The 25,193-nt window shown below is 32.1% G+C and carries 23 protein-coding genes; 7 read left to right on the plus strand and 16 right to left on the minus strand.

Annotated features, from left to right (window positions below; translation table 11 throughout):
• Position 1: 1 nt before the first annotated feature.
• The 10 genes from NSR03_RS11485 to rpsF form a co-directional block, all read right to left on the minus strand.
• Positions 2 to 1,381, minus strand: a complete 1,380-nt coding sequence (locus tag NSR03_RS11485) for a glycoside hydrolase family 1 protein (protein WP_069802607.1) — start codon at positions 1,379 to 1,381, stop codon at positions 2 to 4.
• A 12-nt stretch (positions 1,382 to 1,393) separates the two neighbouring features.
• Positions 1,394 to 1,708 carry a PTS lactose/cellobiose transporter subunit IIA gene (locus NSR03_RS11490; protein WP_002506079.1) on the minus strand — a complete coding sequence of 105 codons (315 nt, stop codon included), beginning with the start codon at positions 1,706 to 1,708 and terminating at the stop codon, positions 1,394 to 1,396.
• 6 nt (positions 1,709 to 1,714) lie between these two features.
• Positions 1,715 to 3,010, minus strand: a complete 1,296-nt coding sequence (celB, locus tag NSR03_RS11495) for a PTS cellobiose transporter subunit IIC (protein WP_031266071.1) — start codon at positions 3,008 to 3,010, stop codon at positions 1,715 to 1,717.
• 9 nt (positions 3,011 to 3,019) lie between these two features.
• Positions 3,020 to 3,334: a PTS sugar transporter subunit IIB gene (locus NSR03_RS11500; RefSeq protein ID WP_002506081.1), complete on the minus strand. Its 315-nt coding sequence runs from the start codon at positions 3,332 to 3,334 to the stop codon at positions 3,020 to 3,022.
• 215 nt (positions 3,335 to 3,549) lie between these two features.
• Positions 3,550 to 3,819 carry a hypothetical protein gene (locus tag NSR03_RS11505; RefSeq protein WP_231111866.1) on the minus strand — a complete coding sequence of 90 codons (270 nt, stop codon included), beginning with the start codon at positions 3,817 to 3,819 and terminating at the stop codon, positions 3,550 to 3,552.
• 485 nt (positions 3,820 to 4,304) lie between these two features.
• Entirely contained in the window at positions 4,305 to 5,606 is a 1,302-nt protein-coding gene (locus NSR03_RS11510) for a peptidoglycan recognition protein family protein (protein ID WP_069813766.1), read from the minus strand.
• Positions 5,607 to 5,822: 216 nt separating this feature from the next.
• Positions 5,823 to 6,011, minus strand: coding sequence for a hypothetical protein (locus NSR03_RS11515; protein ID WP_002506085.1), 189 nt, complete (start codon positions 6,009 to 6,011; stop codon positions 5,823 to 5,825).
• A 295-nt stretch (positions 6,012 to 6,306) separates the two neighbouring features.
• Positions 6,307 to 6,549, minus strand: a complete 243-nt coding sequence (rpsR, locus tag NSR03_RS11520) for a 30S ribosomal protein S18 (RefSeq protein WP_002506086.1) — start codon at positions 6,547 to 6,549, stop codon at positions 6,307 to 6,309.
• Between the two features lie 51 nt (positions 6,550 to 6,600).
• Positions 6,601 to 7,134 (minus strand): single-stranded DNA-binding protein, encoded by a 534-nt coding sequence (gene ssb / locus NSR03_RS11525; protein ID WP_069813764.1) that lies wholly within the window; start codon positions 7,132 to 7,134, stop codon positions 6,601 to 6,603.
• 19 nt (positions 7,135 to 7,153) lie between these two features.
• A complete protein-coding gene (gene rpsF, locus NSR03_RS11530; RefSeq protein ID WP_002511967.1) occupies positions 7,154 to 7,459 on the minus strand; it encodes a 30S ribosomal protein S6 in 306 nt (101 codons plus the stop codon).
• A gap of 402 nt (positions 7,460 to 7,861) precedes the next feature.
• On the opposite strand from rpsF, the gene NSR03_RS11535 reads away from it, so the two are divergent.
• Positions 7,862 to 8,656, plus strand: a complete 795-nt coding sequence (locus NSR03_RS11535; protein WP_069813762.1) for a GH25 family lysozyme — start codon at positions 7,862 to 7,864, stop codon at positions 8,654 to 8,656.
• Positions 8,657 to 9,543: 887 nt separating this feature from the next.
• On the opposite strand, the gene ychF is transcribed toward NSR03_RS11535, so the two are convergent.
• From ychF to NSR03_RS11565, 6 genes are all read right to left on the minus strand, one after another.
• A complete protein-coding gene (gene ychF, locus NSR03_RS11540; protein ID WP_002506090.1) occupies positions 9,544 to 10,641 on the minus strand; it encodes a redox-regulated ATPase YchF in 1,098 nt (365 codons plus the stop codon).
• The gene (locus NSR03_RS11545) at positions 10,641 to 10,856 is read right to left on the minus strand and encodes a DUF951 domain-containing protein (RefSeq protein ID WP_002506091.1); all 216 of its coding nucleotides are present in this window, start codon (positions 10,854 to 10,856) and stop codon (positions 10,641 to 10,643) included. Before NSR03_RS11545 ends, ychF begins: the two co-directional genes overlap by 1 nt.
• Before the next feature lie 21 nt (positions 10,857 to 10,877).
• Positions 10,878 to 11,762 carry a mechanosensitive ion channel family protein gene (locus tag NSR03_RS11550; RefSeq protein ID WP_002506092.1) on the minus strand — a complete coding sequence of 295 codons (885 nt, stop codon included), beginning with the start codon at positions 11,760 to 11,762 and terminating at the stop codon, positions 10,878 to 10,880.
• Positions 11,763 to 13,065: 1,303 nt separating this feature from the next.
• Entirely contained in the window at positions 13,066 to 13,434 is a 369-nt protein-coding gene (locus NSR03_RS11555; RefSeq protein ID WP_002506093.1) for a DUF2294 domain-containing protein, read from the minus strand.
• 202 nt (positions 13,435 to 13,636) lie between these two features.
• The gene (locus NSR03_RS11560; protein WP_069820969.1) at positions 13,637 to 16,264 is read right to left on the minus strand and encodes a DUF2309 domain-containing protein; all 2,628 of its coding nucleotides are present in this window, start codon (positions 16,262 to 16,264) and stop codon (positions 13,637 to 13,639) included.
• A gap of 1 nt (position 16,265) precedes the next feature.
• Complete coding sequence (locus NSR03_RS11565; RefSeq protein ID WP_002506095.1) at positions 16,266 to 17,795, minus strand: NADH dehydrogenase subunit 5; 1,530 nt, start codon at positions 17,793 to 17,795, stop codon at positions 16,266 to 16,268.
• Between the two features lie 547 nt (positions 17,796 to 18,342).
• Between NSR03_RS11565 and NSR03_RS11570 the strand changes: the two genes are divergently transcribed.
• The 6 genes from NSR03_RS11570 (at position 18,343) to NSR03_RS11595 (ending at position 25,078) form a co-directional block, all read left to right on the plus strand.
• On the plus strand, positions 18,343 to 19,227 hold the full coding sequence (locus NSR03_RS11570) for an AraC family transcriptional regulator (protein WP_002506096.1): 885 nt from the start codon (positions 18,343 to 18,345) through the stop codon (positions 19,225 to 19,227).
• A gap of 160 nt (positions 19,228 to 19,387) precedes the next feature.
• On the plus strand, positions 19,388 to 20,686 hold the full coding sequence (locus NSR03_RS11575; protein ID WP_069820968.1) for an alpha-glucosidase/alpha-galactosidase: 1,299 nt from the start codon (positions 19,388 to 19,390) through the stop codon (positions 20,684 to 20,686).
• A gap of 197 nt (positions 20,687 to 20,883) precedes the next feature.
• A complete protein-coding gene (gene melB, locus NSR03_RS11580; RefSeq protein WP_069820967.1) occupies positions 20,884 to 22,248 on the plus strand; it encodes a melibiose:sodium transporter MelB in 1,365 nt (454 codons plus the stop codon).
• 123 nt (positions 22,249 to 22,371) lie between these two features.
• Complete coding sequence (locus NSR03_RS11585; protein ID WP_002511959.1) at positions 22,372 to 22,638, plus strand: FmdB family zinc ribbon protein; 267 nt, start codon at positions 22,372 to 22,374, stop codon at positions 22,636 to 22,638.
• A gap of 321 nt (positions 22,639 to 22,959) precedes the next feature.
• Positions 22,960 to 23,778, plus strand: a complete 819-nt coding sequence (locus tag NSR03_RS11590) for an oxidoreductase (RefSeq protein WP_002506100.1) — start codon at positions 22,960 to 22,962, stop codon at positions 23,776 to 23,778.
• Positions 23,779 to 23,800: 22 nt separating this feature from the next.
• Positions 23,801 to 25,078: a condensation domain-containing protein gene (locus tag NSR03_RS11595; protein WP_002511957.1), complete on the plus strand. Its 1,278-nt coding sequence runs from the start codon at positions 23,801 to 23,803 to the stop codon at positions 25,076 to 25,078.
• The last annotated feature ends 115 nt before the right edge of the window (positions 25,079 to 25,193 follow it).

The raw sequence follows: 25,193 nt of genomic DNA on the forward strand, positions 1-25,193 counted from the left end.
ATTATAATTCAAACATGTTTTCCTCTGATAATTTTTTAAACCAATACCCACTCTTTTTAATTGTACGTGCTTGCGTATTAATGTCCACAGAAATAAATCCATATCTATTTTTATAGGCATTCATCCAAGACCAATTATCCATAAATGTCCACATATGGTAACCTTTACAATTTGCACCTTCTTTAATAGCTTTATTAAGCCAATACAAATGATCTTTCAAAAATTCGATTCTATAATCATCTTGTATTTGATTGTTTTCTATAAACCTTGCTTCATTTTCTACGCCCATTCCATTTTCAGAAATAAATGAAGTAATATTGCCATAGTTATTTTGTAAGTTTTTCATGATATCATAGATACCTTCTGGATAAATTTCCCAACCTCTATAAGGGTTCATTTTTCTGCCTGGCATTTCATAATTATCAAAATAAAATTCTGGGGTGAATGGCGAATTAGGGTTAGGTATATTTTCTTTAGCTTTAACACGTCTAGGTAAATAATAATTTACGCCTAATAAATCTACTGTATTATGTTTTATGATTTCCAAGTCTTCACTCTTATAAAAAGGCATTAAATCCTGTGCTTTGATCATTTCTACTAATTGTTCTGGAAAAGTACCTTTTGTAGCAGGATCTAGAAAACTCTTATTAAAAAATAAATCTGCTATTAATGCAGCTTTTTTATCTTCTTCATTTTCACTTCTTGGATAAGAAGGTGTTAAGTTCAACACTATGCCTATTTCTCCGTTATAGTTCTGTTCTTTAAATAACTTGATTGTTTTAGCATTTGCTAATATCGTATTAAAAGCATATTGAAAACCTCTTTTGGCATCATTGATATCAGGATAACGGAAATTATATAAATAGCCTCCTTCAACTGGCACAATCGGCTCGTTAAACGTAAACCATTTTTTCACTCTATCACCATATAAATCAAAGCATTTTTGTGCATAAGCAACATAATTATCGACAACTTCTCTCGATTCAAACCCTCCTTTATTTTGTTGTTTCATAGGCATATCAAAGTGATATAAATTAACAAAAGGCTCAATGCCATTAGCTATTAATTCATTAATGACATTATTATAAAATTCAACTGCGTTTTCGTTTATATTTCCTGTATCTTGATTTATCATCCTTGTCCAAGAAATGGACAAACGAAACGAATTATGGCCTGTTTCTTTCATCAGTTTAATATCTTCTTTATATGTGTTATAAAAATTCGATGTGACATCTGGTCCAACATTATCATAAAATCGATTTGGTTCTTTTTCATACCAGTAATCCCATATGGATTGTTCAGTCATAGATTTCGTTCCTTCAGTTTGTGTCGCACTTGCCGCACTGCCCCACCAAAAATCTTTCGGAAAAGTAATTTTCATAAAAGTTCTCTCCTATCTGTTTGCTTTTATTTCTTGATAAATATCGATGATTTCGTTTGCCATATCTTTTATTGTTAGTGCATTCATTAAATGATCTTGTGAATGTATAAGTATTAAATTTAATTGATAATCTTTTCCTTGTGCTTCTTCTTGCAATAAACTTGTTTGAAAATTATGCGCCTTATTTATTTCTTGCTCTGCTTCTTTCATTTTTTCCTTAGCAGTCTCGAAATCATTTTCTTTCACATATTGAATTGCTTCCATTGCACTTGACCTACCATTTCCAGCTAGCAAGATAATTTGGAATGCTATTTCTGTATTATCCATGATATATTACTCCTCACTCTTTGATTTTTCTTGTTCTTTTCTAAAATAACCATTGTCCAATACTTTAAAGAATGGTAACCAAATTAAGAACGTAACAATTAAATTAAATAGCTGTAATACTGCACCTTGCCAAGCGTTTCCTGTAGCTAAATATCCACTTATGAAAATAGGAGTTGTCCAAGGAACAATGACGCCAGAAGGTTTAGGTACCAATCCTAATCCCATAGAAAAATAAGTTATTATAGTTACTACGACTGGAGCAATAATCCATGGTACAAGTATAATTGGATTCATTATTACTGGTAATCCAAATAATATCGGTTCGTTTACATTGAAAATAGAAGCTGGGGCGCCTAACTTCCCAATTTCTTTGTTTTGCTGACTTCTGGAAACAATAAATATCAATATAATGACTACCATTGTGCCACCAGTACCGCCCATACCTACTAAGAATGTGTCTATAAATTGTTTGGTTATAATATTAGGCAACTCTTGATTTGCTTTAAATGCCTCTAAATTTTCGTTATTCAAAGAATACCAAATTGGATCAAATACAGTATTTACAATGATTTGGCCATGTAATCCGAAAAACCAAAATATTTGTATTAGAAGTACTGCAATAATTGTAGCCGTCAATCCGCTACCTAATTCTGTTAATGGTTGTTGCAAAATTGTATAAATAAAGTTTTGTAATGTATCGAAAGGTGTAAAAGAAATTAATATTCTAACGATTAATATCACCGAAAGTGTTACCGAAATAGGAATTAAAGCACTGAATGATTTGGCCACTTGAGTTAGTACACCATTAGGCATTTTAATTGCTATCTCTTTCCGACATAGATAACTGTAAATTTCACACGAAATAATAGACACAAAAATACCTAAGAACATACCTTTTGCCCCTAAAATCTCGACCGGTATGACGCCTTCCGTTTTTTCAAAAACTTGAGGTGTTAAAATCAAAACACTACTTAATGCTGTTACAGCGCCATAAATACCTTCAAATCCATTTTTCTCTGTCAGCTTATAACCAATACCTATAATTACATATAGCCCCATTATAGAGAGCGTGGACTCTGAATCTGGTCCAACCATAGCTTGCCAAGCCGAAAATTGTGATTCAGATAATATTTTGTCTAAAAATGGAAAATTGGCTATTACAATAAAAATTGAACCAAAAATAATTAAAGGTAAAGCAACCATAAATCCATCTCTTAAACTCGAAAGATACTTATTGTTATTCAAGTTATCTGCAATTGGTAATAATATATCTTCTAGTTTTTCCATAAATTTATTTTCCATATGGTTTCACTACTTTCCTATTAAATTTAGTGATTGCTTTAATACACCATCACCATCAATACGCCCATATGCAACAGTATCAATAATATCAATAGGAATTTCGATATTGTTTTCTTTAGCGTATTTTTCAAATTTTCGCTTCATGAATCTCATTTGCGGACCAATTAATAACACGTCATAGTTATCTAATTTTGAAAAAGCATTATCACTTGATACTGCTTCAATGTTAACTTCAATATCAGCACTTTCTGCTGCCTCTTTCATCTTGGTAACTAATAAACTTGTAGACATCCCTGCGGAACATGATAATAAAATATTTTTGATATAAATCATCCCTTCTGTTTGTTTATCAAACTATACTATGTATGCGCTTACACATTAATGGACAATTTTTCCTTTACTATAGGAAAATGAGTTTAATAATCTAGAAAGATTATATTATCTTGGTGTTTTGTTTATATAACTTTAAAGAGTAAAATTATTATAAAAACCGTTTTACTATTAGAAATAGCAAAACGGTTAAGGGTTTAAACTTTTCATTATTTTATTTTTTTCAAAAGAAAGGATGCTAAAGCACAGATAATTGTCACCCAAAGTAGGATACTAAATACGATAGCATTGCTCCCACTTATTGTGATACCCGTATTAAAATTTCCGTTAGGGTCACTTTCTATATAGAAATTTGCGCCAAATACAAATAGTAAGGCAATAAAAGATACAATGCCAACTACATCAAACAATAATTTAATATAAGGATATTTAATATTTTTAGCTATCATGTGACCATTCCTTACTTTAGTTTTATTCACTGCCCTAGATTAAAAAGCTACTATACTTCTATTTAATTTTAATATATCATAAAAATTTTAATTGTGATATTATATTACTCAATTGTTTTTTTATTTTTTTAGGAGGCTTTTACTATGGAGTTAATAGTTGCCATCATAGTTGGTTTACTTATAGGGTTTTATTATCATAAAAAAAGAAGTATTTGACTGTAAAAGATTGGTTTTTTGGCTTATTCGTTATACTAATAGCTGTAATTATAACTAGCGGCTTTATGCACATAGACGCTTTAGTGGAAGGGTTTCAAGATGGTATAAAAGAAGACGTAGACCTAAAATAAGTTTGTAGCTAAAATATTGCATATAAAACTACAAAAGGAAACAACACGATCCGAAGACTATAGGTTGAGTCCGTTTCCTACTCAAGTGAGTCTAAGAATATAAAATAGCTGTTAGATATCACAAAGATATCTAACAGCTATTTTTAACATTCATTAAACATTATAAGGCTATTTTATTTTTAAAATTTGTCCTGTTTTAATGCTATTTGAATCTAGATTATTATCGGATTTTATTTTACTCACTGTTGTATCTTGTTCTTTAGCGATACTATACAAGGTATCATCTTTTTCAACGGTATATGTTTTAACTAAGTAGAGTGTTTGCCCTTTACTGATATTATTCGTTTCAAGATTATTCCATTTTTTGAGATCTTCAATACTCACTTTGCTTCTTTTAGAAATATTGTATAAAGTGTCACCTTCGACTACTTTATGTGTATCACCTGAAATACTATCGTCATTACTATCAGGGTCCGTCAATTTCAATGTTTGACCGACGGATAATGTATTATCGTTTAAGTCATTCCATTTTTTAATATTATCAATTGTTACGCCACTTCTCTTAGATATACTATACAATGTATCGCCTTTAACTACTTTATAAGTAGAACCTGTAATGGCATCGTCATCTTCGCCACCTAATTCTTTATAGTGTTTCTGAACTAAACTATAAAATTGATTCATGTTATAGCCCCATTGGTTAAAATAACCTACAGGGTCAGTATGGTTTGTCCCACCCCAGTATTGACTAACTGCATTATGACTAATAATTGTTCCAGTTCCTTGATTATTATCTGCAAGTGAAGGTTGTAGTCCGTTTTGTTTTAACATTTTAGCAGTCAAATAAGCTTGGTTGTTCACAGACTTAGAAAAACCATCAAATGTGTTAGATCTTGTTAATTCTATTTGATAAAAATATGGGTTAGCATTCGCTCCGGCGCCCCATGCTAAATAGTCGCTTGGCGCTGTTTGTATAATTTTGTCGCTACCTGCATATGCGTGAACAAAGGCATTATTGTAGTTATTATACATGTAATTTACTTCACCATCGATTGTACTATTAGGGTTTGCAGTTTCATGAATAACGACACCGATGAATTTCCCTGATTTATAATTATATTTTGGTAAATTATTCATACGAGAATCTTGCACTATTTTTGCAGGTTCTATGTTGTTATTGTCTATGTATGTATTAACGTCTTGGTACGCTCTATTTGCAAATGTACTCATTTCTACTGAATTATGTTCTGCAACTTTATCATGTAGCTTCAAATCCCCTGCCGTTAACTGTTCTTTCAAAGCTTGCGGACTCATTTTTTGTGCTTTTTCAAAATCTATTGCCTTACTTGTATTTTCATTTTTAGTTTCTTCTGCACTCTTATTAGAATTATCTTCTTGTGCGGTTGCAACTGTACTACTTAACAATAAACTTGTAGCTAACATTAATGACAAATTTACCCTATACTTCATAACACCATCTCCTATTTCAAATATTTAAAAACACGACACTATATAAATATCCATTCCTTGCACAACACCTTATTGTCTCATCTTATAATATTATAAGATTATTTACAAAACATAGTTTTATTTTATGCTATTATTTTAAATGTTTTTATATAGTCATAATCATTATTTTGATTTTCGCACAAAAAAGCTACTACCTTAAAAGGCAGCAGCTCATATTCAAATGTCCATAATCACACTAGATAAAATAGCAACCAATGCGACTACAAGTACCAATACTAAAAGTGAATCAATTCGTTTTTGGTTACGTTCATTCATAGGTTTTCTAAATTCTTTTAATGCGAAAAATCCTGTAATTAATACAATGACTAGACACAATAAATGAAATACCAACGCTAATATTTCCATTATCATCACTCCAAACTTGAAATAATTAAGTTTGTTGCTTTAAATCTTCTTATATTATTTAGGCTTTTCATGTACAAAGCCTTCTCGATTCGATATGTTACGATTTATATTTCACAGTTACAAAAAACAAAGATTAATTTATATTCTTTTTATTCAATTACCCCTTTTTCGACGATTAGAAACAAATATCACTCGTTCATCTAGCATATGTAATAATAAAATTCTCCACTATAATTAACACTACAAAAATAACCCCGTAAGCCTAAGTTTACGGGGTTTTCAAATACAATATCTATTATTGTTCTTCTTTAACATATGGTAATAATGCCATATGACGAGAACGTTTAATAGCTAATGTCAACATACGTTGATATTTAGCTGAAGTACCTGTTACACGACGTGGTAAAATTTTACCGCGTTCTGAGATAAAACGTTTTAATAAGTCTGTGTCTTTATAGTCGATGTGTGTAATTCCGTTTGCTGTGAAATAACAAACTTTTTTACGACGACGTCCGCCTCTTCTTGGTCCACCTGCCATGGTAACTGCCTCCCTTTTTATGATATTTTCTTATTTATATACGCTATATAATTAGAATGGTAAGTCATCATCACTAATATCAATTGGTCCGTTTGCATTTGCAAATGGATTATCCGATTGATTATTTTTGTTTGATGAATTGTTGTTATTATTATTGTTGTTGTTTTGGTTATTGTTTTGATAAGATGACGTATTTTGACCTGATTGTTGTCCGCCAAAGTTTTGGAAATTGTTATTTCCTTCTTGGGCATGACGTTGGTTTTGGTTTTTAGGTTCAAGGAATTGAACACTATCACAAACCACTTCAGTTACAAATATACGACGTCCTTCTTGGTTTTCGTAGCTACGTGATTGAATGCGACCGTCAACGCCAGCTAAACTACCTTTGAATAAGTAGTTATTAACATTATCTGCTTGTTTTCTAAAAACGACACAGTTAATGAAATCTGCTTCGCGTTCCCCTTGCGCATTTGTAAACGTACGGTTTACTGCTAGAGTAAAAGTCGCAACACTCACGCCTGAGGGTGTTGTTCTATATTCTGGATCTTTCGTTAAACGACCGACTAAAACAACTCTATTTATCATTTAAACGAACCCCCAATTATTATTTTTTAGTCTTATCTTCGTCTGCACGAATTACGATATAACGGATGATATCATCGTTGATTTTAGCTAAACGTTGGAATTCATCAGTAGCTTCATTGTCTTCAGCTTGGATACGTACTAAGTTGTAATAACCTTCACTGAAATCATTAATTTCATAAGCTAAACGACGTTTACCCCAATCTTTAACTTCTAAAGCCTCTGATCCGTTAGAAGATAAAATACCGTTGAAACGTTCAACGACAGCTTTTTTAGCATCTTCTTCAATGTTCGGACGAACGATGTACATAACTTCATATGTTCTCATTTATAATTGCACCTCCTTGTGGTCTATGCGGCTCATCATCATATGTGATAAGCAAGGAATAATTTTCATTACTCACAATCAAGAATTATAGCACAGCGCATTACATTTTACAATGGTTATTGTACTGCTATAATCTAAAAAATATCAAAATGTTTCATATGAAACATGCTGTACAGTCACAATAAAATGCCTTTCCAATTTCTTGCAAAACGCTTTATGCTGATATTTAATATTTAAATTCTAAATAAAATTAATCTTAATAAAAAATTGATTATATAAAATATATGGTTGATAAATCTTTTTAATTCTAATAGCATACAATTTGAGTTCGTTTTTTATAATTATAAACTTATTTAGCACCTAGCATTTTCAAAATATTAATTACATATAAAGGAGAATATTATGGTTTCAGTAATCAAAAAAGGTTTAGTCACTGCAAGTGTATTATTTGCATCAACGTTAGCAATGAACGCAGCACACGCCGCTGGAGATACATCAAACCAAAAAGGAACGATGGGGTATGGCTATCAACAATACATTGAAAAACACCCTGAAAAATCATCCAAAAAAAGTTCAAGTGAAGTACAATCTGAAGCAAGCACAACACAATCTGGCGAACGTGTTCTAGACATTTCAGAATGGCAAGGCGACTTAACTGAACAAGAAGTTATAGACCTTAAAGCTAATTACGACTTCATCATCATTCGTGCTCAATACGGCTCTGAAAAAGTGGATGCTTCATTGGAACACAATTCAGCTTTATTAGACAAACACGGCTTGGACTTTGGCGTATATTCTTATAGTATGTATGAAAATCCTGAAGATGCACGCTACGAAGCTCAAACATTATACAACCGTGCACCTAAAGCTAGCTTTTACATCAATGATTTTGAACAAGATACAGTCACTTCAGGTACTTCAGAAGAAAGTACATCAGCATGGTATGATGAAATGAAAAGTTTAGCTGGTAACAAGAAAGTACTATTCTATTCTTATGAAAATTTCATGAAGGAACATGCTTCAGAATCAGTAGGTGAATATGACGGTTATTGGATCGCTAACTACAATCCTGGCCAACCTACTAGTGAACATGTCTTATGGCAATATACTGATAGTTACTCATCACCTGAGCTAGATCAAAATGTCGATGCAAACTACACTGGTCCAGGTGTCGATACATCATGGTTCACAACTTAAATTGATATACTTTAAAAATATATTAGTCGAAGATTACATGCTGACGTGCACAAACTAATGCCAATGTCGACACTCTGAGACAATCTCTATAATAGAGATTGTCTTTTTTTAAAGCGTTAATTGAATATACTCTAATTTTATTGTAAGAAAAAAGACCAAACAACACGATTGGTTGTCCGGCCTCTTATATATTTAAATTCAACGTTATAAGTCGTTAAATTAAAATGTATTTTGATTGGGTGTTAAAGAATCATAACCTTTAATTAGGGTACTTCTAAGTAACTTTTATACTGGTAAGATGCTTGATACTAAGTCTAAAACTGTTTGTAATAATCCGCCTAACATAGTAACGCCTCCTTATTCTAAACATTGAATGTTGTTATTCTAATTGTTTAATCTAAGTGACACTTAAAATATAAATGTTACACAAAATATCTCGTATTATTTAAGTAATGCTTTAAAAATTAGTTCGATAATATTTTCTATCATAATCGAGCCCCTCCCATCACATAAACCTACTCACTATTTTTTAACTATTCTACTTGATCAAGGATTAATCCAAGAATTTGTTCTACTAGATTTGCTAACATATGATGCACCCCCTTGAAGTGTCTAAATACAGACTAACATAAAACAAATTCCAATAAAATCATTTTGCGACCAAAAACAATATATTTACTAAAAGTTAACTTTATTTTTACATAAATTAATTATTTAATGTGTAATTCAATTGATTGTGCTTTTATTCACTAAATATTCTATCGTACTGTTCCCTATTTTAACTTTATATAATTGTGTAAAATTCCACAAAATACACATTGTAGTTTTACACAAAATAAAAAAGCCTTCTCATCACTATTTTGTAATGAGAAGACTTCATGCTTATCTTACACGTTAAATCTAAAGTGTACGACGTCGCCATCTTTCATAATATATTCTTTACCTTCTAAGCGCTGTTTCCCAGCATCTTTGGCACCATTTTCGCCATTGAATTCAACGTAATCATCGTAGCTTGTTACTTCGGCACGGATAAAACCACGCTCAAAGTCTGTATGAATAATACCCGCACACTGTGGCGCTGTCATACCTGAGATGAACGTCCATGCACGTACTTCTTGAACACCTGCAGTAAAGTACGTTGCTAAACCAAGTAAGTCGTATGTTGTACGAATTAAACGATCTAAACCAGGTTCTTCAATACCTAAGTCTTCTAAGAACATTTCTCTATCTTCATCTTCAAGCGTTGCAATTTCTTCTTCAATCTTAGCGCTAATTACGATAACTTCTGAATCTTCTTTGCTTGCATACTCACGAATTAATTTAACTTTTTCGTTATCTTCATCGCCAATTTCATCTTCGCCTACATTAGCAATATATAACATTTCTTTAGAAGTTAATAACTGTGCTTGATTTACAAATTTTTGATCTTCATCATTAAATTCAAGGCTACGAACAGGATTTCCTTCTTCTAATGCTTCTTTAATTCTTGCTAAAATGCGAGCTTCATTCACTGCATCTTTATCTTTTTGTTTCGCCATTTTTTCTGCTTTTGGCAAACGTTTTTCAACAGATTCTAAATCTGCCAATACTAATTCCATATTGATTACTTCGATATCATCAACTGGGTCTACGCGTCCTGAAACATGTGTCACATTATCATCGTCAAATGCACGTACTACTTGGCAAATTGCATCTACTTCTCGAATATGTGATAAGAATTTATTACCAAGTCCTTCACCTTTAGAAGCCCCTTTAACGATTCCAGCGATATCTGTGAATTCAAATGTTGTTGGGATGGTTTTCTTTGGTTGTACCATTTCTGTTAATTTATTTAATCTGCTGTCTGGCACTTCTACGATACCTACGTTAGGATCGATTGTCGCGAACGGATAATTCGCTGCCAGTGCACCTGCTTTTGTGATTGCATTGAAAAGTGTAGACTTACCTACGTTGGGCAAACCAACTATACCTGCTGTTAAAGCCATTATTCATTCTCCTTATTTTCAGTATCTTGATGAGACACTAATATTTTTTTTAGTTTTTTATTAAAAGTTTGTCTTGGGATCATAATACTTCTTTGACAGTTTTCACATTTTATCCGGATGTCTGCACCTACACGAATGATTTTAAAACAATTCGTGCCACACGCATGTTGTTTTTTCATCTCTACAATATCATTTAAACCGTAATTTGATGTCATTCTGTCACACCTCCGAACATCTTATGCATTATTTTGTTGATTCGCGTCGTATTGTACCATCATAGGTTTCGGTATTTGAATCTCATGCTTTTTAAATAATTTTAAAATCTCTTTTCTTAAAATACGTGCACCTGAAAAACCTTCTCCGGGTATCGTTTCAGCAGAAATCCACAGTGTAATTTCATCTCTTGTAATGGAATTAATACCAATCACTTCTGGATTTGATATAAATAAATAATATTTAGAACGCATTGTTTCAAAATGTTCGACTAATATCTCTTCTACTTTATCTATATCTTCTTCTACGGAAACCGGTATTTCTACCATTGACTCACCATTCGTTACTGAGTAGTTTGTAATTTCACCAACACTACCATTAGGTAATGTTGTTAGCTCGCCCGTAATCGTATTAATTCGCATCGAACGTAAACCAATTGACTGTACTGTACCTTCCGCAACGGTAGTACCACTACTATTGATTTTAACATAATCTCCTACATCAAATTGATTTTCAAAAATAATGAAGAAACCAGTGATAATATCTTTAACAATTGTTTGTGCGCCGAAACCAACTGCTAAACCAACAACACCAGCACTAGCAATAATGCCTCCAACGCTTATACCAAACTTACTTAAGATTGTAGTCAATACGATAAACCATACCACATATGCTACTACGTTTTGAACTAATGCTATTAAAGTTTTAGAACGTTTTTTATTCGCCTTTTTACCTCTATTTTGTATTTTAAAGAATTGTGCTATTCCTTTATTTATAAAATGTAAGACAATCCAAGCCACAATGATATAAACAATAATCATGATGATATTCGATATCAATGTTTGATATGTCTCTGGCTTGGTTAATGGTTCAATTAATGAATAAAGGATGCTTTTAATTTGATCCAACTACACTTCCTCCTTAGCCATAACTCTATACCATTCTATTATAGTCAATTTTTCTATGAAATAAATCCAACTTCAGCTTTAACTTCATAGAAAATTTTATAATTAAGAACAGTCGAAATATATTTTACAGAGACATAATTATTTTCTCTCACTAAAATAATTATAGACTTATATAGTTTATTAAAAATGTATCTGAAAGGATAGTTTTAAACCTTATATTGTACTTAAGCTTTAAAGGAGTTCTTTAATGAAGCTTTATATCAATAATCATTAAATTAATCGGATATTTCTAGTAATAGACTAATGATGCAATGATTAAAATTTGAAATTTCATTATAATATAACTTTTATGTATATCTTTAATCTTATTCCTAGTCATAAGATTGCCTACAGAACTTAAAAAATGGCAAAAGAAAAAGAACCATAATTAAAAATTATGATTCTTTAACACCCAATTTAGAATTATACTATAATACATACACAAAATTCAAGTGTTTTACATTTTATTTGTTAAATTTTCAAACAAACAAAATTCACTACCTCCCAAATGTCTATAACTCTATTTAAATATATATAAATTTCACCAATCTCTTTTTACAATATTTAAAATACAACTAAATAAATATAAAATTACAATAAATTTAATATAATAACACTTGCGCATTAAATATAAACACTTAGGGGTTTTTTACCAATTTTTTATGTATTTATTATAATATTCAGATAAAGGGGGTGTATACAATGTTAGCAACTCTAGTAGAACAAATCCTTAACTTAGTATTAGACCAAGTAGAATAGCAATTACAAGATAGTATTTATGAAGGAGGGAATTGAAATGATCGAAAACATCGTTGAACTCATCTTCAAATCACTTTTAAAATAATCCTCGTAAATTTAGATTGAGACAATATTGCACTTTGTATAGCGTCTTGAACTATTAGGTTACATAACTTTTATAAGGAGGGGTATTATGCTAGGAGATATCGTACAAACAATTTTAGATTTAGTATCAAGTATTTTACCATTATAAGAACAAAACGTTAACGCTTAAGAACTCTAATTAAAGATTATGATTCTTTAACACCCAAATATATATATGATGATAGTCATTTTTTAAGTAAACGGTTCTTCTGAATTCCTATAATTAACAAGCACTTACTGAGCCTTACATCGGTAAGTGCTTGTTTTTGCCAAAAATGCTTTAATTATAATATTAAAAAGCCTAATCAACTTCTATTTGGAAATTGATTAGGCTTTTTAAATACTAGCATTTAATTTTCATTAATAAATATGGTGAATTGTTCTATTCAGCAATTTGTTTTTCAAGGTCATTATGAAGTTTAAAAATCATCACACGTTCACCTGTACGAGAACTTAAATCAGTATGAAAACCTTTGACTTCTTCGCCAGTAATGGATAATACAATGTCATCGAGTGCTTCAATACCTGATTCCACGAGTTTTGAGCGTGTTCTTTTAATTGTTACTAGTCCTTCGTTCGTTTCACAAACTTTATACTCTGCTTGTGTTAATACACCTTGTAAACTCACAATAATCATATCGCGCAATATATCTGTTTTTACAGAAAGAGAGCCACGGCCAAGGAAGTCCTTTTCCCATTGAGTAATTGCTTTGCTGATTTCAGACTCATAAGTGCCTTTGGTTGTTTTCATTTAGTATGCATCTCCTGTAGAACCAAAATGAGGTTAAGTTAGATAATTATTTGAATAAAGATAACATTATCATTTTTTCATACTTTTCTCCATAGTTCTACAATATCACCTGGGAAATCATTTATATTATATTTAATAAATTAAGTACGATAAGATATCAATATTCTCATAGATCTTCGATGACATGATATTCAAATATAGCTTAATAATCCGTTGACCAGTCATGCCACTGGCCATCTTCATCAATCGTTGCTAATCTCACCCAACCGTTTTGTACTTTTTGTTGGAATGCTTTGTCCGCTTCCAGTCGTTCTTTCACAAAGTCTTCAGGCGCTTGAATCACTACAAGTAAACGTATAGGTGAATGATACATTTTATCATCTGACGACATCACGGATTGCCAAGGTAAACCTGTTAACAAATCACTCGCATTCCCTTGCATAACTCCAATGCCAGCTGTCACCGTTTGTGTTGTTTTACTACCACTACCATAATAATGGGGCGCAACTGTAGAAGCGTAATATTGTAAGTTAATCCATTGTGCTACAACTGCAGGTCCACCGATAATATTTGCTAATATACTACCATCAAGGTCGTTTTTCCAATCATAATTATGTAAAAACGCTCTACCTTGTAAGTTACCGTGCTTTGTTAGCTCACGTTGTCCAATAATAAAGGAGGCATTTTTAGCTAAGCCCCACTCTGGTCTTATCTCGCTCCAATCATTTGATAAGCGATGCGCTTCATTAACAGGGTTTTTCTTCGTTACGTTATTATTTGGTAATTGTTCTAAGCGTTGTTCGTTAGCATAATAACTGACGTTAGGCATTGCTGCTTCGATAGCATCATAAGCTTTTTGTGCCTCTTCTGGTAATTCTGGTACATAAACCCATTCTAATACGTCCACAGAAGTCTGATGTTCTGCAGCTGCGAATACGGTCGTTTCCGGAATTTCAATACCCTCACGTGCTAGCCCCTGTCTCACTTCTGGCAAGTTACATAACTTCGCTAATACTTTGCCATTAAAACCACTTGCTGCACCACCACATGCACCACAATCTAACGAGGCAGCATACGGGTTATTCGCACTTTGACTGCCATGACCACACATAACAACTAAGGGTGAAAAATCTGTCGTTAAATCCATTAAGCGTAGTGCTTGGCGTGTATAATTTAACTTCTCATCTTTTGTAAACCCTACAGGCAAACCATCTTCTTTACGATGATGGTGATCAAGTGTCAATGCTGTATCTTCTGGTTTTTGTAACCAACCTGCATAGAACCTGCGAATCCCATTTCCTACACGATTAGGTATGAAACTACGCGTAAATGTTTGTAGCGTTAACCATGGACCACTGAGCTCTGGTAAGAGTAAACTTGGTAACACATTCTGCTTCATTTTTTTAAAAGTATATGTGACCGATTCAAGTACATGCTTACGTTGTCGGAAAATAGTTGGTTCTTTTTCCTGTGTATACTCTTTAATTTTATGCTGTGGCTTACTCATTACAGGTAAAGATGGATGACTATGTTGATTCCCAAGTTCATTTTTAGCAATCGGCAAACCAAAGAACCCTGCAATACCTATCGTTTCAAAGGGACCTGCTGCTTCAATTTGTTTACGAAATGGCTCAGAACGCACATCTATACAAAATGCCATTTGTGCGAGTGGCGTGTCATTCTCTAACAACGCTTGCTTCTCAGGCGCAATAATCTTTCTTAATTGCTGATTATATGTTGCTTCCCACGCCTCTAACAATAATTTACGACGTAATTGATCATTAAACTGAGCGGCAAACAATACATGTTGTTGTTGTTCTTGTGTTGTTAATTTGTCCCATTGTTCTGCCGTAAAACCACCCCATTGCATCCATGACAAAATGCAATCCGGTAATGAAATAGATTGATTCGCTGACGTGTCATTTGTCGATATGTCTGATAAATATGGTTCCATGATTACCCACTCTATCCCTAAGCGAATCGCAAGGTAATCTAATAACAATGACTCCATTTTACTATTATTTTCGTGCTGCCATAGCATCATACCTGCCCAACCTGGTAATGATAATAAATGATTCTCTAAATAATTTTGTGTATCTTCCTCAGCAATACCTAATTTTAACAATGTTGTTCTAATTAATGATTCAGCATCATCAGGTAAAGTCTTCAATCGAGCACGTTGGTGTTTCGTTAACGCTGGATCATATTGGACTAAACGTCTCCATGAATAGAATAATCCTTTGTCACGATGAGGCATTGTCCACCCTGATTGTGCATCATCAACAAATAACTTACACCATTTAATAACGTGATAATCCACTGTATCGATTAATTTTTTATTATTTTCATCCATTACATATGTAGACAATAACGACGTTGAACTTTTGACATCACTTGATAAATCTACATCCTCTAACTGTTGAGCCAATGCATCGACTTGCTCTTGTACATGCTGATTAGATTTTAAAGGATGTAATTTTAAAGCATTACGTCCATATTTCACTGCACTTTCTCTTGGGATTGCTAACGACGCTTGCTCCAACCACTGTTGGAATCGTTCCTCTATCTTACAGTCGTCTATTTCGCCCTGTTTCTTAGCTTCTAATATACTTGCTATCGCAGGGTAAATATCTACTTCTCGCACTTGTTTAAGCCAATGTGCAACTTCATCAAACGTTTTATCCTCTAACCCAGACCACGGACTTCTTGCCGCAAACACTGAAATGGGTGATAACGGGACAATAACCTTACTTGCAGCATCAATTAATTTTCGAATATCATTATGATTGTTTTGTGAAACATAATCTGTCTCTCTGTTTGTTTCCCCCATTTTAGTGTCCTCCTTTTGTTAAATATGTTTTAAGGTAGTTTGGATGACGTTCTACAGTCTCAGCTTTTGCATCACCGATACGTACAAGCCACATATATAATATTGAAAATGCAACCGATGAACGATTACGCGCGACCCACGTACTCATTAAACTACCAAGCAAGAGCACTAAAGCTACAATTACAACGACAAGCATAGGTGGTTGAACACTATTGAAAGTCATCGTATGTAAGGCACTAGCGAAGAAATGATGAACGATAAAGTATACTGCACCAACGACGATGAGTATCAATAAGCCCATGATACGTCCGAATTTCCCTTCTCCAAATGCCACAAGTTGTGTCCATGATACAGATAATGACCATGCTAAGATGAGTCCACTCACTAAGCGGTAGCCTTCTCCAGGCGATGTAAGCCAAAAACCTAAACCAATCGCCAAAGCTAATATACGTCCTGACACAATCCATAAGTATGACATTCTCTCACTTGCACGACTTGGTACATTAAAGTGACGCACTGCTGAACCAGAACGTAAGAAGAGCGTTGCTTTAAATAGACCATGTAAAATCAAATGGATAATCGCAGGAATGTATGCACCCATTGCACACTGGATTAACATAAAGCCCATTTGTCCAATTGTTGATCCTACTAAAAGTCGTTTATAGTCTACATGCACTAAACTTATACCTGCACCAATCAGTACAGAAATACTCGCAAACAATAACAACACAAATGTTGCAATGTCACCATTAAATATCGGTGAAAATCTTGCTAATATGACGCCACCCGCATTAACGATACCTGCATGCATAATAGCCGACACTGGTGTTGGCGCTGCAACTGATTCTATCAACCATCTTTGAAATGGAAATTGTGCAGCTGGTACCATAACCGCTAATATAATGAGCATATTAATACCAAAACTTTCCCACGCATTAATTTGAGCTAAATTTGAAGCTGTGAAAATTGAGGTGTATCGCCATTCACCAGTTAGTAATGTCATCCACACTACTGCCAACAATAATGCTATCCAACTTAACAAAAACAATTTACCAGTTACTTTTGCAGCAGCTCTCGTCACTTTCCAAGCGCTTGTTAAGCTGATTAATAGCGTTAAACCAAGTAACGTTATGCCCCAACTGACAACCATAATACGCAAATCACCTGTTAACCAAGCCATGGCGGCAAAACTAGTCGTAATTGTAAATAAAGTGAAGTACTTTCTATAACTTCGATCGCCCATTAGATACTGTACACAATAACGTTGAATGATTAAGCCTATGACTAAAACGAAAAAGGCCATTAACCACGCTAGAAAATCTGAATACCAAAACCCTACTTCTATATTTTTCGGTGCGCCTATAAGTCCGATAAATGCTACAAGCGGCGGTAATGCCACTAAGAATATATGTATACGCACATACGCCAATGGTATGCGTGAATTTAAAAACATTATGCCACTCAATACAGAAACAATGACAGTGATAAAAAATATAATTAACAGTATTGATACATTAAGCGATGTGAGCATATTAGATTCTCCTTTCTTTTTACATTACTTTTAGCGTTACAAGATTAAACTACTTTCATTTATAACTTGTTATGTCCAGTTATTTTTCCATTAAAAAAAGCCGACAATATACAATAAACCACGCATGATTTATTACAATTGTCGGCTTCATTACAACGCACTTTTTAAAGAAGTGATTTGCTTTGCTACCTTATATGTATGAATGTTTATGAATTTTATACTCTAAAATATTACATTTAATCTTATATGACGGATGATTTTAACTTTTCAACACTATTCGTACACTTTTTCAATTTGCCAATAATATTATTAACAACTTGCTAAAGCTTTAACATCGTGAAAAAAGCAGTATTCAACGACTATATTTATTTTTATTTAATATTACAAACATATACTTATTATTCGTGATTGTCAAGAAACACAAACTTCATTCAAATCTGTACCTCCTATTGTAAAAGTGCAAAATATAACAACTAGTTGTTCGAGAAATGAGTGAAATGTAAATGAAGCATGTTAAAATGAGTAACAAAAGTTGGGAGGCGTAGATTTGGAAAATAGGTTAAATTATAATTCTTATGGTTTTAGATTTAAAGGAGATTATCAAGATAAAGTTGCTGGATTAAATGCAATGGGTTTTGAACTTCAACAAAGCCAAGAATACAAATGGCATGGTTTAAATCGTGGAGAAAATGATGTATTTATCTTTCAGTATACGACAAATGGCTATGGCATTATTCAAATAGAAGATAAAACTTTTAATTTAGAAAAAGGAGAAGCTTTTTTTGTCAAAGTTCCAAGTAACCATTGCTATTATCTACCTCATAATTCAAATGAATGGGAATTTCTCTATTTCACAATTTATGGCGATGAAGTCAGTAGATTATTTAATATAATTGTAAATACATACGGAAATATATTCAAATTACCTTTACACTCAAAACCAATTAAACATATTATAGAAACTTTAGAAAAAGTGGATACTATCGGAATCAACCATGGTTACGACGCTTCTTCTTGCGCCTACGCCTTTATTATGAAGTGCTTAGAGTATTTTGAATACGGCTATCAACACTCTGATGATTTCCCTCTATCTATTACAAAAGCGATTAACTTCATTGAAAAACATTATCAAGAAGACATAAGTCTAGATGATATTGTTAAAGTGTCTAATTTATCTAAATATCATTTCACCCGCCAATTTAAAAAGTCTATAAAAGAAACCCCCATTAATTTTTTAGCAAAAACTAGAATAAACAAATCACTTATTTTATTAACCTCAGATGATAAGAACATTGAATATATCGCACAAGAAGTGGGCTACACTTCTAGTAATTATTTTAGTAAAGTTTTTAAAAAGTTTATCGGGACAACTCCAAATAATTACAGAAAAACCATCAATATAATGCCTGTAGATAAAGTTTTTACCGATTGATAAAGAGCAATATATTACTCTTTTTAAAAATATTTACGCTTGTTTATCCTCTAGTTAATGACTAACCTAAAAGTAAGCTATAGCGATTCAAGTATTTTATTTCCATAAAATAAATTCAGTTGTTTAAGTTTTATTTTCCAACTGTCAGGAGGAGTAAATATTGAAAAAGATTACATTTTTAGGTGCAGGAAGTACTGTTTTTGCAAAGAATGTACTAGGCGATTGTATGACTGTGGATGCTTTGCAAGATTTTGAATTTGCATTATTTGATATAGATAAAGAGCGTTTAAAAGATTCAGAAATGATGTTGAATAACTTGAAACAAAACATGAATTCTACCATTACAATTAAAGCATATCAAAATCGTAAAGCAGCATTGAGTAGAGCAAAATATGTCATAAATGCAATACAGGTTGGTGGCTATGATCCGGCTACAATTACTGATTTTGAAGTACCAAAAAATTATGGATTACGACAAACAATTGCCGACACACTTGGCATTGGTGGCATTTTTCGTAATTTGAGAACTATTCCCGTAATGCAAGATTTTGCCAACGATATAAAAGAAGTTTGTCCCGAAGCTTGGTTTTTAAATTATACAAACCCCATGGCTGTTTTAACAAATATTATGTTGAAAGAAGGCATTAAGACAGTGGGCCTATGTCATAGTGTGCAAGTATGTGCTAGTGAATTACTTGAGTCTTTGGAATTACCAAAAGATAACATACAGTGGAAAATCGCTGGAATCAATCATATGGCTTGGCTATTAGAAATTAAACGTAACGAAAAAGATCTTTATCCAGAAATTAAAAAGCGAGCTAAAGAAAAACAAAAAACAACTCACGACGACATGATTCGGTTTGAATTACTGGATAAATTTGGCTATTACGTCACAGAATCGTCTGAACATAATGCCGAATACCATCCATACTTTATCAAAAGCCAGTATCCGGAATTAATAGCTAATTACAATATTCCATTAGATGAATATCCACGACGTTGTGTTAAACAAATAGATGATTGGAAACAAATGCGCGATGATATTGTTAATGATCAAAACCTTTCACATGAACGATCTCATGAATACGGTTCTTATATTATTGAAGCTATGGAAACAAATAAGCCATTTAAAATTGGTGGCAACGTTTTAAATACAGGTGGGTTAATCAATAATTTACCTGAAAATGCAGTTGTTGAAGTTCCTTGCTTAGTTGATGCAAATGGTGTTTCACCTACTTATGTTGGGGATTTACCAGAACAACTTGCATCCCTCAATAGAACAAGTATAAATACACAATTATTAACAATTGAAGCTGCTTTAACTAAAAGTAAAAGTAAAATTTACCAAGCTGCTATGTTAGATCCACATACCGCAGCTGAGTTATCTATTAACGACATTATTTCCTTATGCGACGATTTAATTGAAGCACATGGCAATTGGTTACCAGAATATAATTAAAATAAAAACCAGGCTTTTACTATTTATCTTAGAAAAGTCTGGTTTTTCTAAGATTATTAAATTCCATTAATGATTACACAATGTAGAAATATAGCTTAACACTCTATTTCACAAGCATATTAACTATGCGTATTTTGTTAACGCAATGATTTAAAGCGCTTTCATTATTGATTAGATACTATAGAGAGGTGATATAATTGAAGAGACAAATAACCCGTAAAGAAAAATATTCATTTGGAATTGGTGCATTTGGTAAAGATTTGGTTGTTAACTTAATAGGTATATATCTTATGTATTATCTTACCGACATCTTAGGTGTTGCGGCCGGTTTTGTGGGCTCCTTATATTTTGTTGCTCGTATTTGGGATGCGATTAACGATCCAGTCATGGGAATGATTGTGGATAAAACTAAATGGGGGAAATTCAGACCCTGGTTAGTCATAGGCACACTTATAAATTCTATTGTAACAATTATTTTATTTACAAATTTTGATTTAACAGGAACAAGTTTATATATATTTATTTCAATTATGTATATTCTTTGGGGCATGACTTATACAATGATGGATGTTCCTTATTGGTCATGGTTACCTAATCTAACCAATAATCCCACCGAACGTGAAGAAGTATCTGTCATCCCTCGTATTTTTGCGAGTTTAGCAAACTTAATTCTTGGAGCTATAGGTTTAAGCGCTGTAATATATTTAGATACAATTTTCGGCACTGGAGATCAATCTACTGGTTTCTTAATTTTAACGGGAATTATCATTCTTTTTTTCATAACTACAATGGGCATTACCGTATGTAATGTAAAAGAGGCTCCTACAAATATTGATACTGGTATTACACTACGCTTTAAAGATATTTGGCGAATACTATTTACCAATAAAGAATTACTAGCCTATATCGGTATCCTAATTACGTTTTTCTTATGTACTCAAATCATTGGCAATGTACTCATTTATTATTTTAGTTATGTGGCAGAATCAAAATTCTTATTTGCCCTATATAACGGTATGGGATTTGTAGAAATTATAGCATTAATTCTTTTCCCTAGAATTGCCAAATTACTTACAAGAGAACGTATATTTCCGATTGCAACATGTAGTATCATTATAGGCCTACTCATTTTATTACTAGCTAGTTATGTTTCACCAAGTGCTATATTACCAGTTGTTATAGGTACTACTTTTATAAAAATTGGCACTGGATTTATCATGGGTATTATAACAGTTTCTATTGCCGATGTAATAGACTATAGTGAAATGAAATTTGGTCAAAGAAACGAAAGTGTCATTACTTCTACTCAAACATTTTTAATGAAAACAGCTATGGCAGTTTCTGGTTTGATTACTGGTTGGAGTTTAACTTTTTTAGGTTATCAACCTGGTGTAGAACAAAGTGAATTCACCAAGAATGGATTGCGTTTTATCATGACTATTCTACCTATTATTTGTATAATAGCAAGTTACCTCATTTATAAATGGAGCTATAATTTAAAAGGTACATACATTAAAGATGTAGTACATGTATTGAATCAAAGAAAAAGTAAAAAAGGTTGATATTAAAAACAAACGAAAGTATTAGATACTCTCATTTATTCCTTGATTTTAAAATTCTACACTTTCAATTCCCCGGGAAATATTCAAAGGTGATATTTTGCCCAAATTGGAGCCTGATGAATAATGCCAAACTACACATACACATGTCCGAATTGTGATGAATTTACAATTCGTCAATCCATGAACGACATACACAATAACGTTTCGTGCCCTGAATGTGGACATTTATCTAAACGTGTATATACTGCTTTTCAAACCTATGGAATGGACTCAAAGTTAAAAAATCGTATTGAACAAGGACAACAACCCAAACTCGTTACCAAAGATAAATTACCTCAACAAAATCGTGCAACTACAAATGCTGTCAGACCTTGGATGGCCGGACATTAATATATTTAATAGCATTACAAATACTCAGATCCACCATTGCTTAGAATTAAGTAGTAATGGTGGATCTTTTATATTCATTACTTCTAAATAATAATTTCATCGGTACATTCACACCCTCACACTGAGTACATTTAATTTAAAAACATTAATTTTACTTTCAGTAGATAGAATTAACATTTCGTTAATAATTTTAATAAAACTAAAAAGAGTTATTTTTTAATAAAAGTATAATTTGTGATATATTTATAAAATAATCATCATATATATATTAAGTTTACTTAATATTTTTATTTATTTTCAAAAACAAAGGGGATGGTTTTAATGAAAGTTGCTATAGTCACAGGAGCAAGTAGTGGAATTGGTTTTGATACAGCTAAAATGTTAGCCAAAAAAGACTACCGTGTTTATGCTCTTGCAAGAAACACAAAGAAAATGCAAGGTTTATTAGCATATAATGTCAAAATAATGAAACTAGACATAACAGATTATAATGCAATCAAAGAAGTAGTTAACCATATTTTAAATAAAGAAGGCCATATAAATATTTTAATAAATAATGCTGGCTATGGATCATATGGTGCTATTGAAGATGTATCAATTGAAGAAGCGAAAAGACAGTTCGAAGTAAATCTATTTGGTCTATCTGAAATAACAAGAGCCGTTATACCTTCCATGCGTGAACAAAAAGCAGGAAAAATTGTAAATATATCGTCAATCGGTGGACGTATACCTAATTATCTAGGAACTTGGTATCATGCTTCTAAACATGCTTTAGAGGGATACAGCGAAAGCTTACGTTTAGAACTTTCCGAATTTGGTATAGACGTTATCGTTATTCGACCGGGTGGTATAAAAACAGAATGGTCTTCTATTACAGCTCAAAATCTTAAATCATCTGCTAAAGGAGGAATCTATGAAGAAAAAGCTTTAACCCTGGCAAATTCAATGATTAAATTAAATTCACTTAATTTATTTTACCCTCCTTCCGCTGTAGCTAAAGTTATAACTAATTCAATAGAAAGACGCTTTGTAAAACCGCAATATATTGTCGGTTTCCTTGCTAAAACCTCTATTTTTTTACATGCATTACTACCAGTTAAGCTATATAATTTTATTATCAAAAAACCGGTATCTAAATAATTTATGACAGGAGCGAATTTAAATGTCCACTGCAAATCTAACTTTGGCTCAAAATCATTATGCAATGTTGGAGTTATCACAACCTAATACAAGCATTTCTAATCTTTCTAATTTATTATATATCGAAAACACTTATTCTTATGATGCAATAAACAATGCATTAAATAAGCTTGTTGAAAATTTTGATGCATATAGAATTCATATAATTAATGAATCAGGTGAACTAAAACAATCTTTACAACCTTTTAATTTCGAATACTTCCCATTAGTTGAATTTACAGACGAAGCTCAATATAACGCTTGGATTGATCAACAAAAAAGCAAATGCTTATTTGATTTAAATAGCGATTTATACGACTTTACAATTGTAAAAAAACCCGATGGAAAACATTGCGTTTTCTTCACACATCATCATATTATTACTGATGCATGGAGCATAACGCATTCCGTTAACTATGTCGCAAAAACTCTGATTGGCCACAATATGGAACCCAATCCTTATTCTTATTTAGATATCACTAATGATGACAAAAAATACTTAAATTCTAACCGTTATGAAATCGATAAAAATTATTGGTTTAATAAAGTATTGAATTTTGAAATTACTGATTTTTTACCAAAGTTACAAAATGAAAATTATAAATCAGTAAGAAAATCTTATTCTCTTACTGAAGATGAATTTAAGTTCCTTCATAAAATGTGCAGTGATTATTCTATTAGTATTAGTACAATGTTTATGTCTTTAATGCATTTATATGTTAGTAAATTATCGAATAAGAAGCAAAATTCAATTGGTTTAATGGTACATAATAGAAGTAGTAACATCGAAAAAGAAACTTGTGGTCTTTTTACAAAAGCGCTACCATTAATTGTTGAAATAAACCCTGAGCAAACTGTTGAAAGTTTTATCAACTTAGTTAAAAAAGAGAACTTCACTTTACTAAAACATAGAAAAATACCTACTACATTATTAATAGAACAAAATAAGGAAAAAGATGTAACGGCCTTAGCTGATTTTGCTATTTCATATCATAATATGCAATATGATAATGAAATTACAAAAGAAGGTTTTAAAGAGGAATGGTTATTAAATGAAGCAAATCTTTACAACAAATTAAATATGAATATTAGTAATAGAAATAATGAGAATACATTGCATATCGATTATGACTTCAGCACATTCTATCTAAGCGAGACTTATATTGAACAAATGCATTATAGTTTAATGGATATTTTAGTTCAATTTCATAATAATCCGCACACATGCTTAAACGACATAGACGTTGTTCCTTTTAAATGAGGTCGATAATTCATGGTAAATATTACTTTGTTTTGTATTCCACATGCAGGGGCAATAAATTTATATTTCACCCCTAAAATATAAACTTCAAAAATGATATTGCTTTAAAACCATT

The organism is Staphylococcus sp. FSL W8-1207 (genome assembly GCF_038003745.1).
GTDB classification, from domain to species: domain Bacteria; phylum Bacillota; class Bacilli; order Staphylococcales; family Staphylococcaceae; genus Staphylococcus; species Staphylococcus equorum.

What these genes read in the sequence shown, in the direction of transcription:
- NSR03_RS11485 (WP_069802607.1), bottom strand. Translation starts at nt 1,381, where the DNA reads ATGAAAATTACTTTTCCGAAAGATTTTTGGTGGGGCAGTGCGGCAAGT.
- rpsF (WP_002511967.1), bottom strand. Translation starts at nt 7,459, where the DNA reads ATGAGAACATATGAAGTTATGTACATCGTTCGTCCGAACATTGAAGAA.
- NSR03_RS11535 (WP_069813762.1), top strand. Translation starts at nt 7,862, where the DNA reads ATGGTTTCAGTAATCAAAAAAGGTTTAGTCACTGCAAGTGTATTATTT.
- NSR03_RS11590 (WP_002506100.1), top strand. Translation starts at nt 22,960, where the DNA reads ATGAAAGTTGCTATAGTCACAGGAGCAAGTAGTGGAATTGGTTTTGAT.
- NSR03_RS11515 (WP_002506085.1), bottom strand. Translation starts at nt 6,011, where the DNA reads ATGGAAATATTAGCGTTGGTATTTCATTTATTGTGTCTAGTCATTGTA.
- NSR03_RS11510 (WP_069813766.1), bottom strand. Translation starts at nt 5,606, where the DNA reads ATGAAGTATAGGGTAAATTTGTCATTAATGTTAGCTACAAGTTTATTG.
- NSR03_RS11585 (WP_002511959.1), top strand. Translation starts at nt 22,372, where the DNA reads ATGCCAAACTACACATACACATGTCCGAATTGTGATGAATTTACAATT.
- ssb (WP_069813764.1), bottom strand. Translation starts at nt 7,134, where the DNA reads ATGATAAATAGAGTTGTTTTAGTCGGTCGTTTAACGAAAGATCCAGAA.
- ychF (WP_002506090.1), bottom strand. Translation starts at nt 10,641, where the DNA reads ATGGCTTTAACAGCAGGTATAGTTGGTTTGCCCAACGTAGGTAAGTCT.
- NSR03_RS11560 (WP_069820969.1), bottom strand. Translation starts at nt 16,264, where the DNA reads ATGGGGGAAACAAACAGAGAGACAGATTATGTTTCACAAAACAATCAT.
- celB (WP_031266071.1), bottom strand. Translation starts at nt 3,010, where the DNA reads ATGGAAAATAAATTTATGGAAAAACTAGAAGATATATTATTACCAATT.
- NSR03_RS11565 (WP_002506095.1), bottom strand. Translation starts at nt 17,795, where the DNA reads ATGCTCACATCGCTTAATGTATCAATACTGTTAATTATATTTTTTATC.
- NSR03_RS11595 (WP_002511957.1), top strand. Translation starts at nt 23,801, where the DNA reads ATGTCCACTGCAAATCTAACTTTGGCTCAAAATCATTATGCAATGTTG.
- NSR03_RS11490 (WP_002506079.1), bottom strand. Translation starts at nt 1,708, where the DNA reads ATGGATAATACAGAAATAGCATTCCAAATTATCTTGCTAGCTGGAAAT.
- NSR03_RS11545 (WP_002506091.1), bottom strand. Translation starts at nt 10,856, where the DNA reads ATGACATCAAATTACGGTTTAAATGATATTGTAGAGATGAAAAAACAA.
- NSR03_RS11555 (WP_002506093.1), bottom strand. Translation starts at nt 13,434, where the DNA reads ATGAAAACAACCAAAGGCACTTATGAGTCTGAAATCAGCAAAGCAATT.
- rpsR (WP_002506086.1), bottom strand. Translation starts at nt 6,549, where the DNA reads ATGGCAGGTGGACCAAGAAGAGGCGGACGTCGTCGTAAAAAAGTTTGT.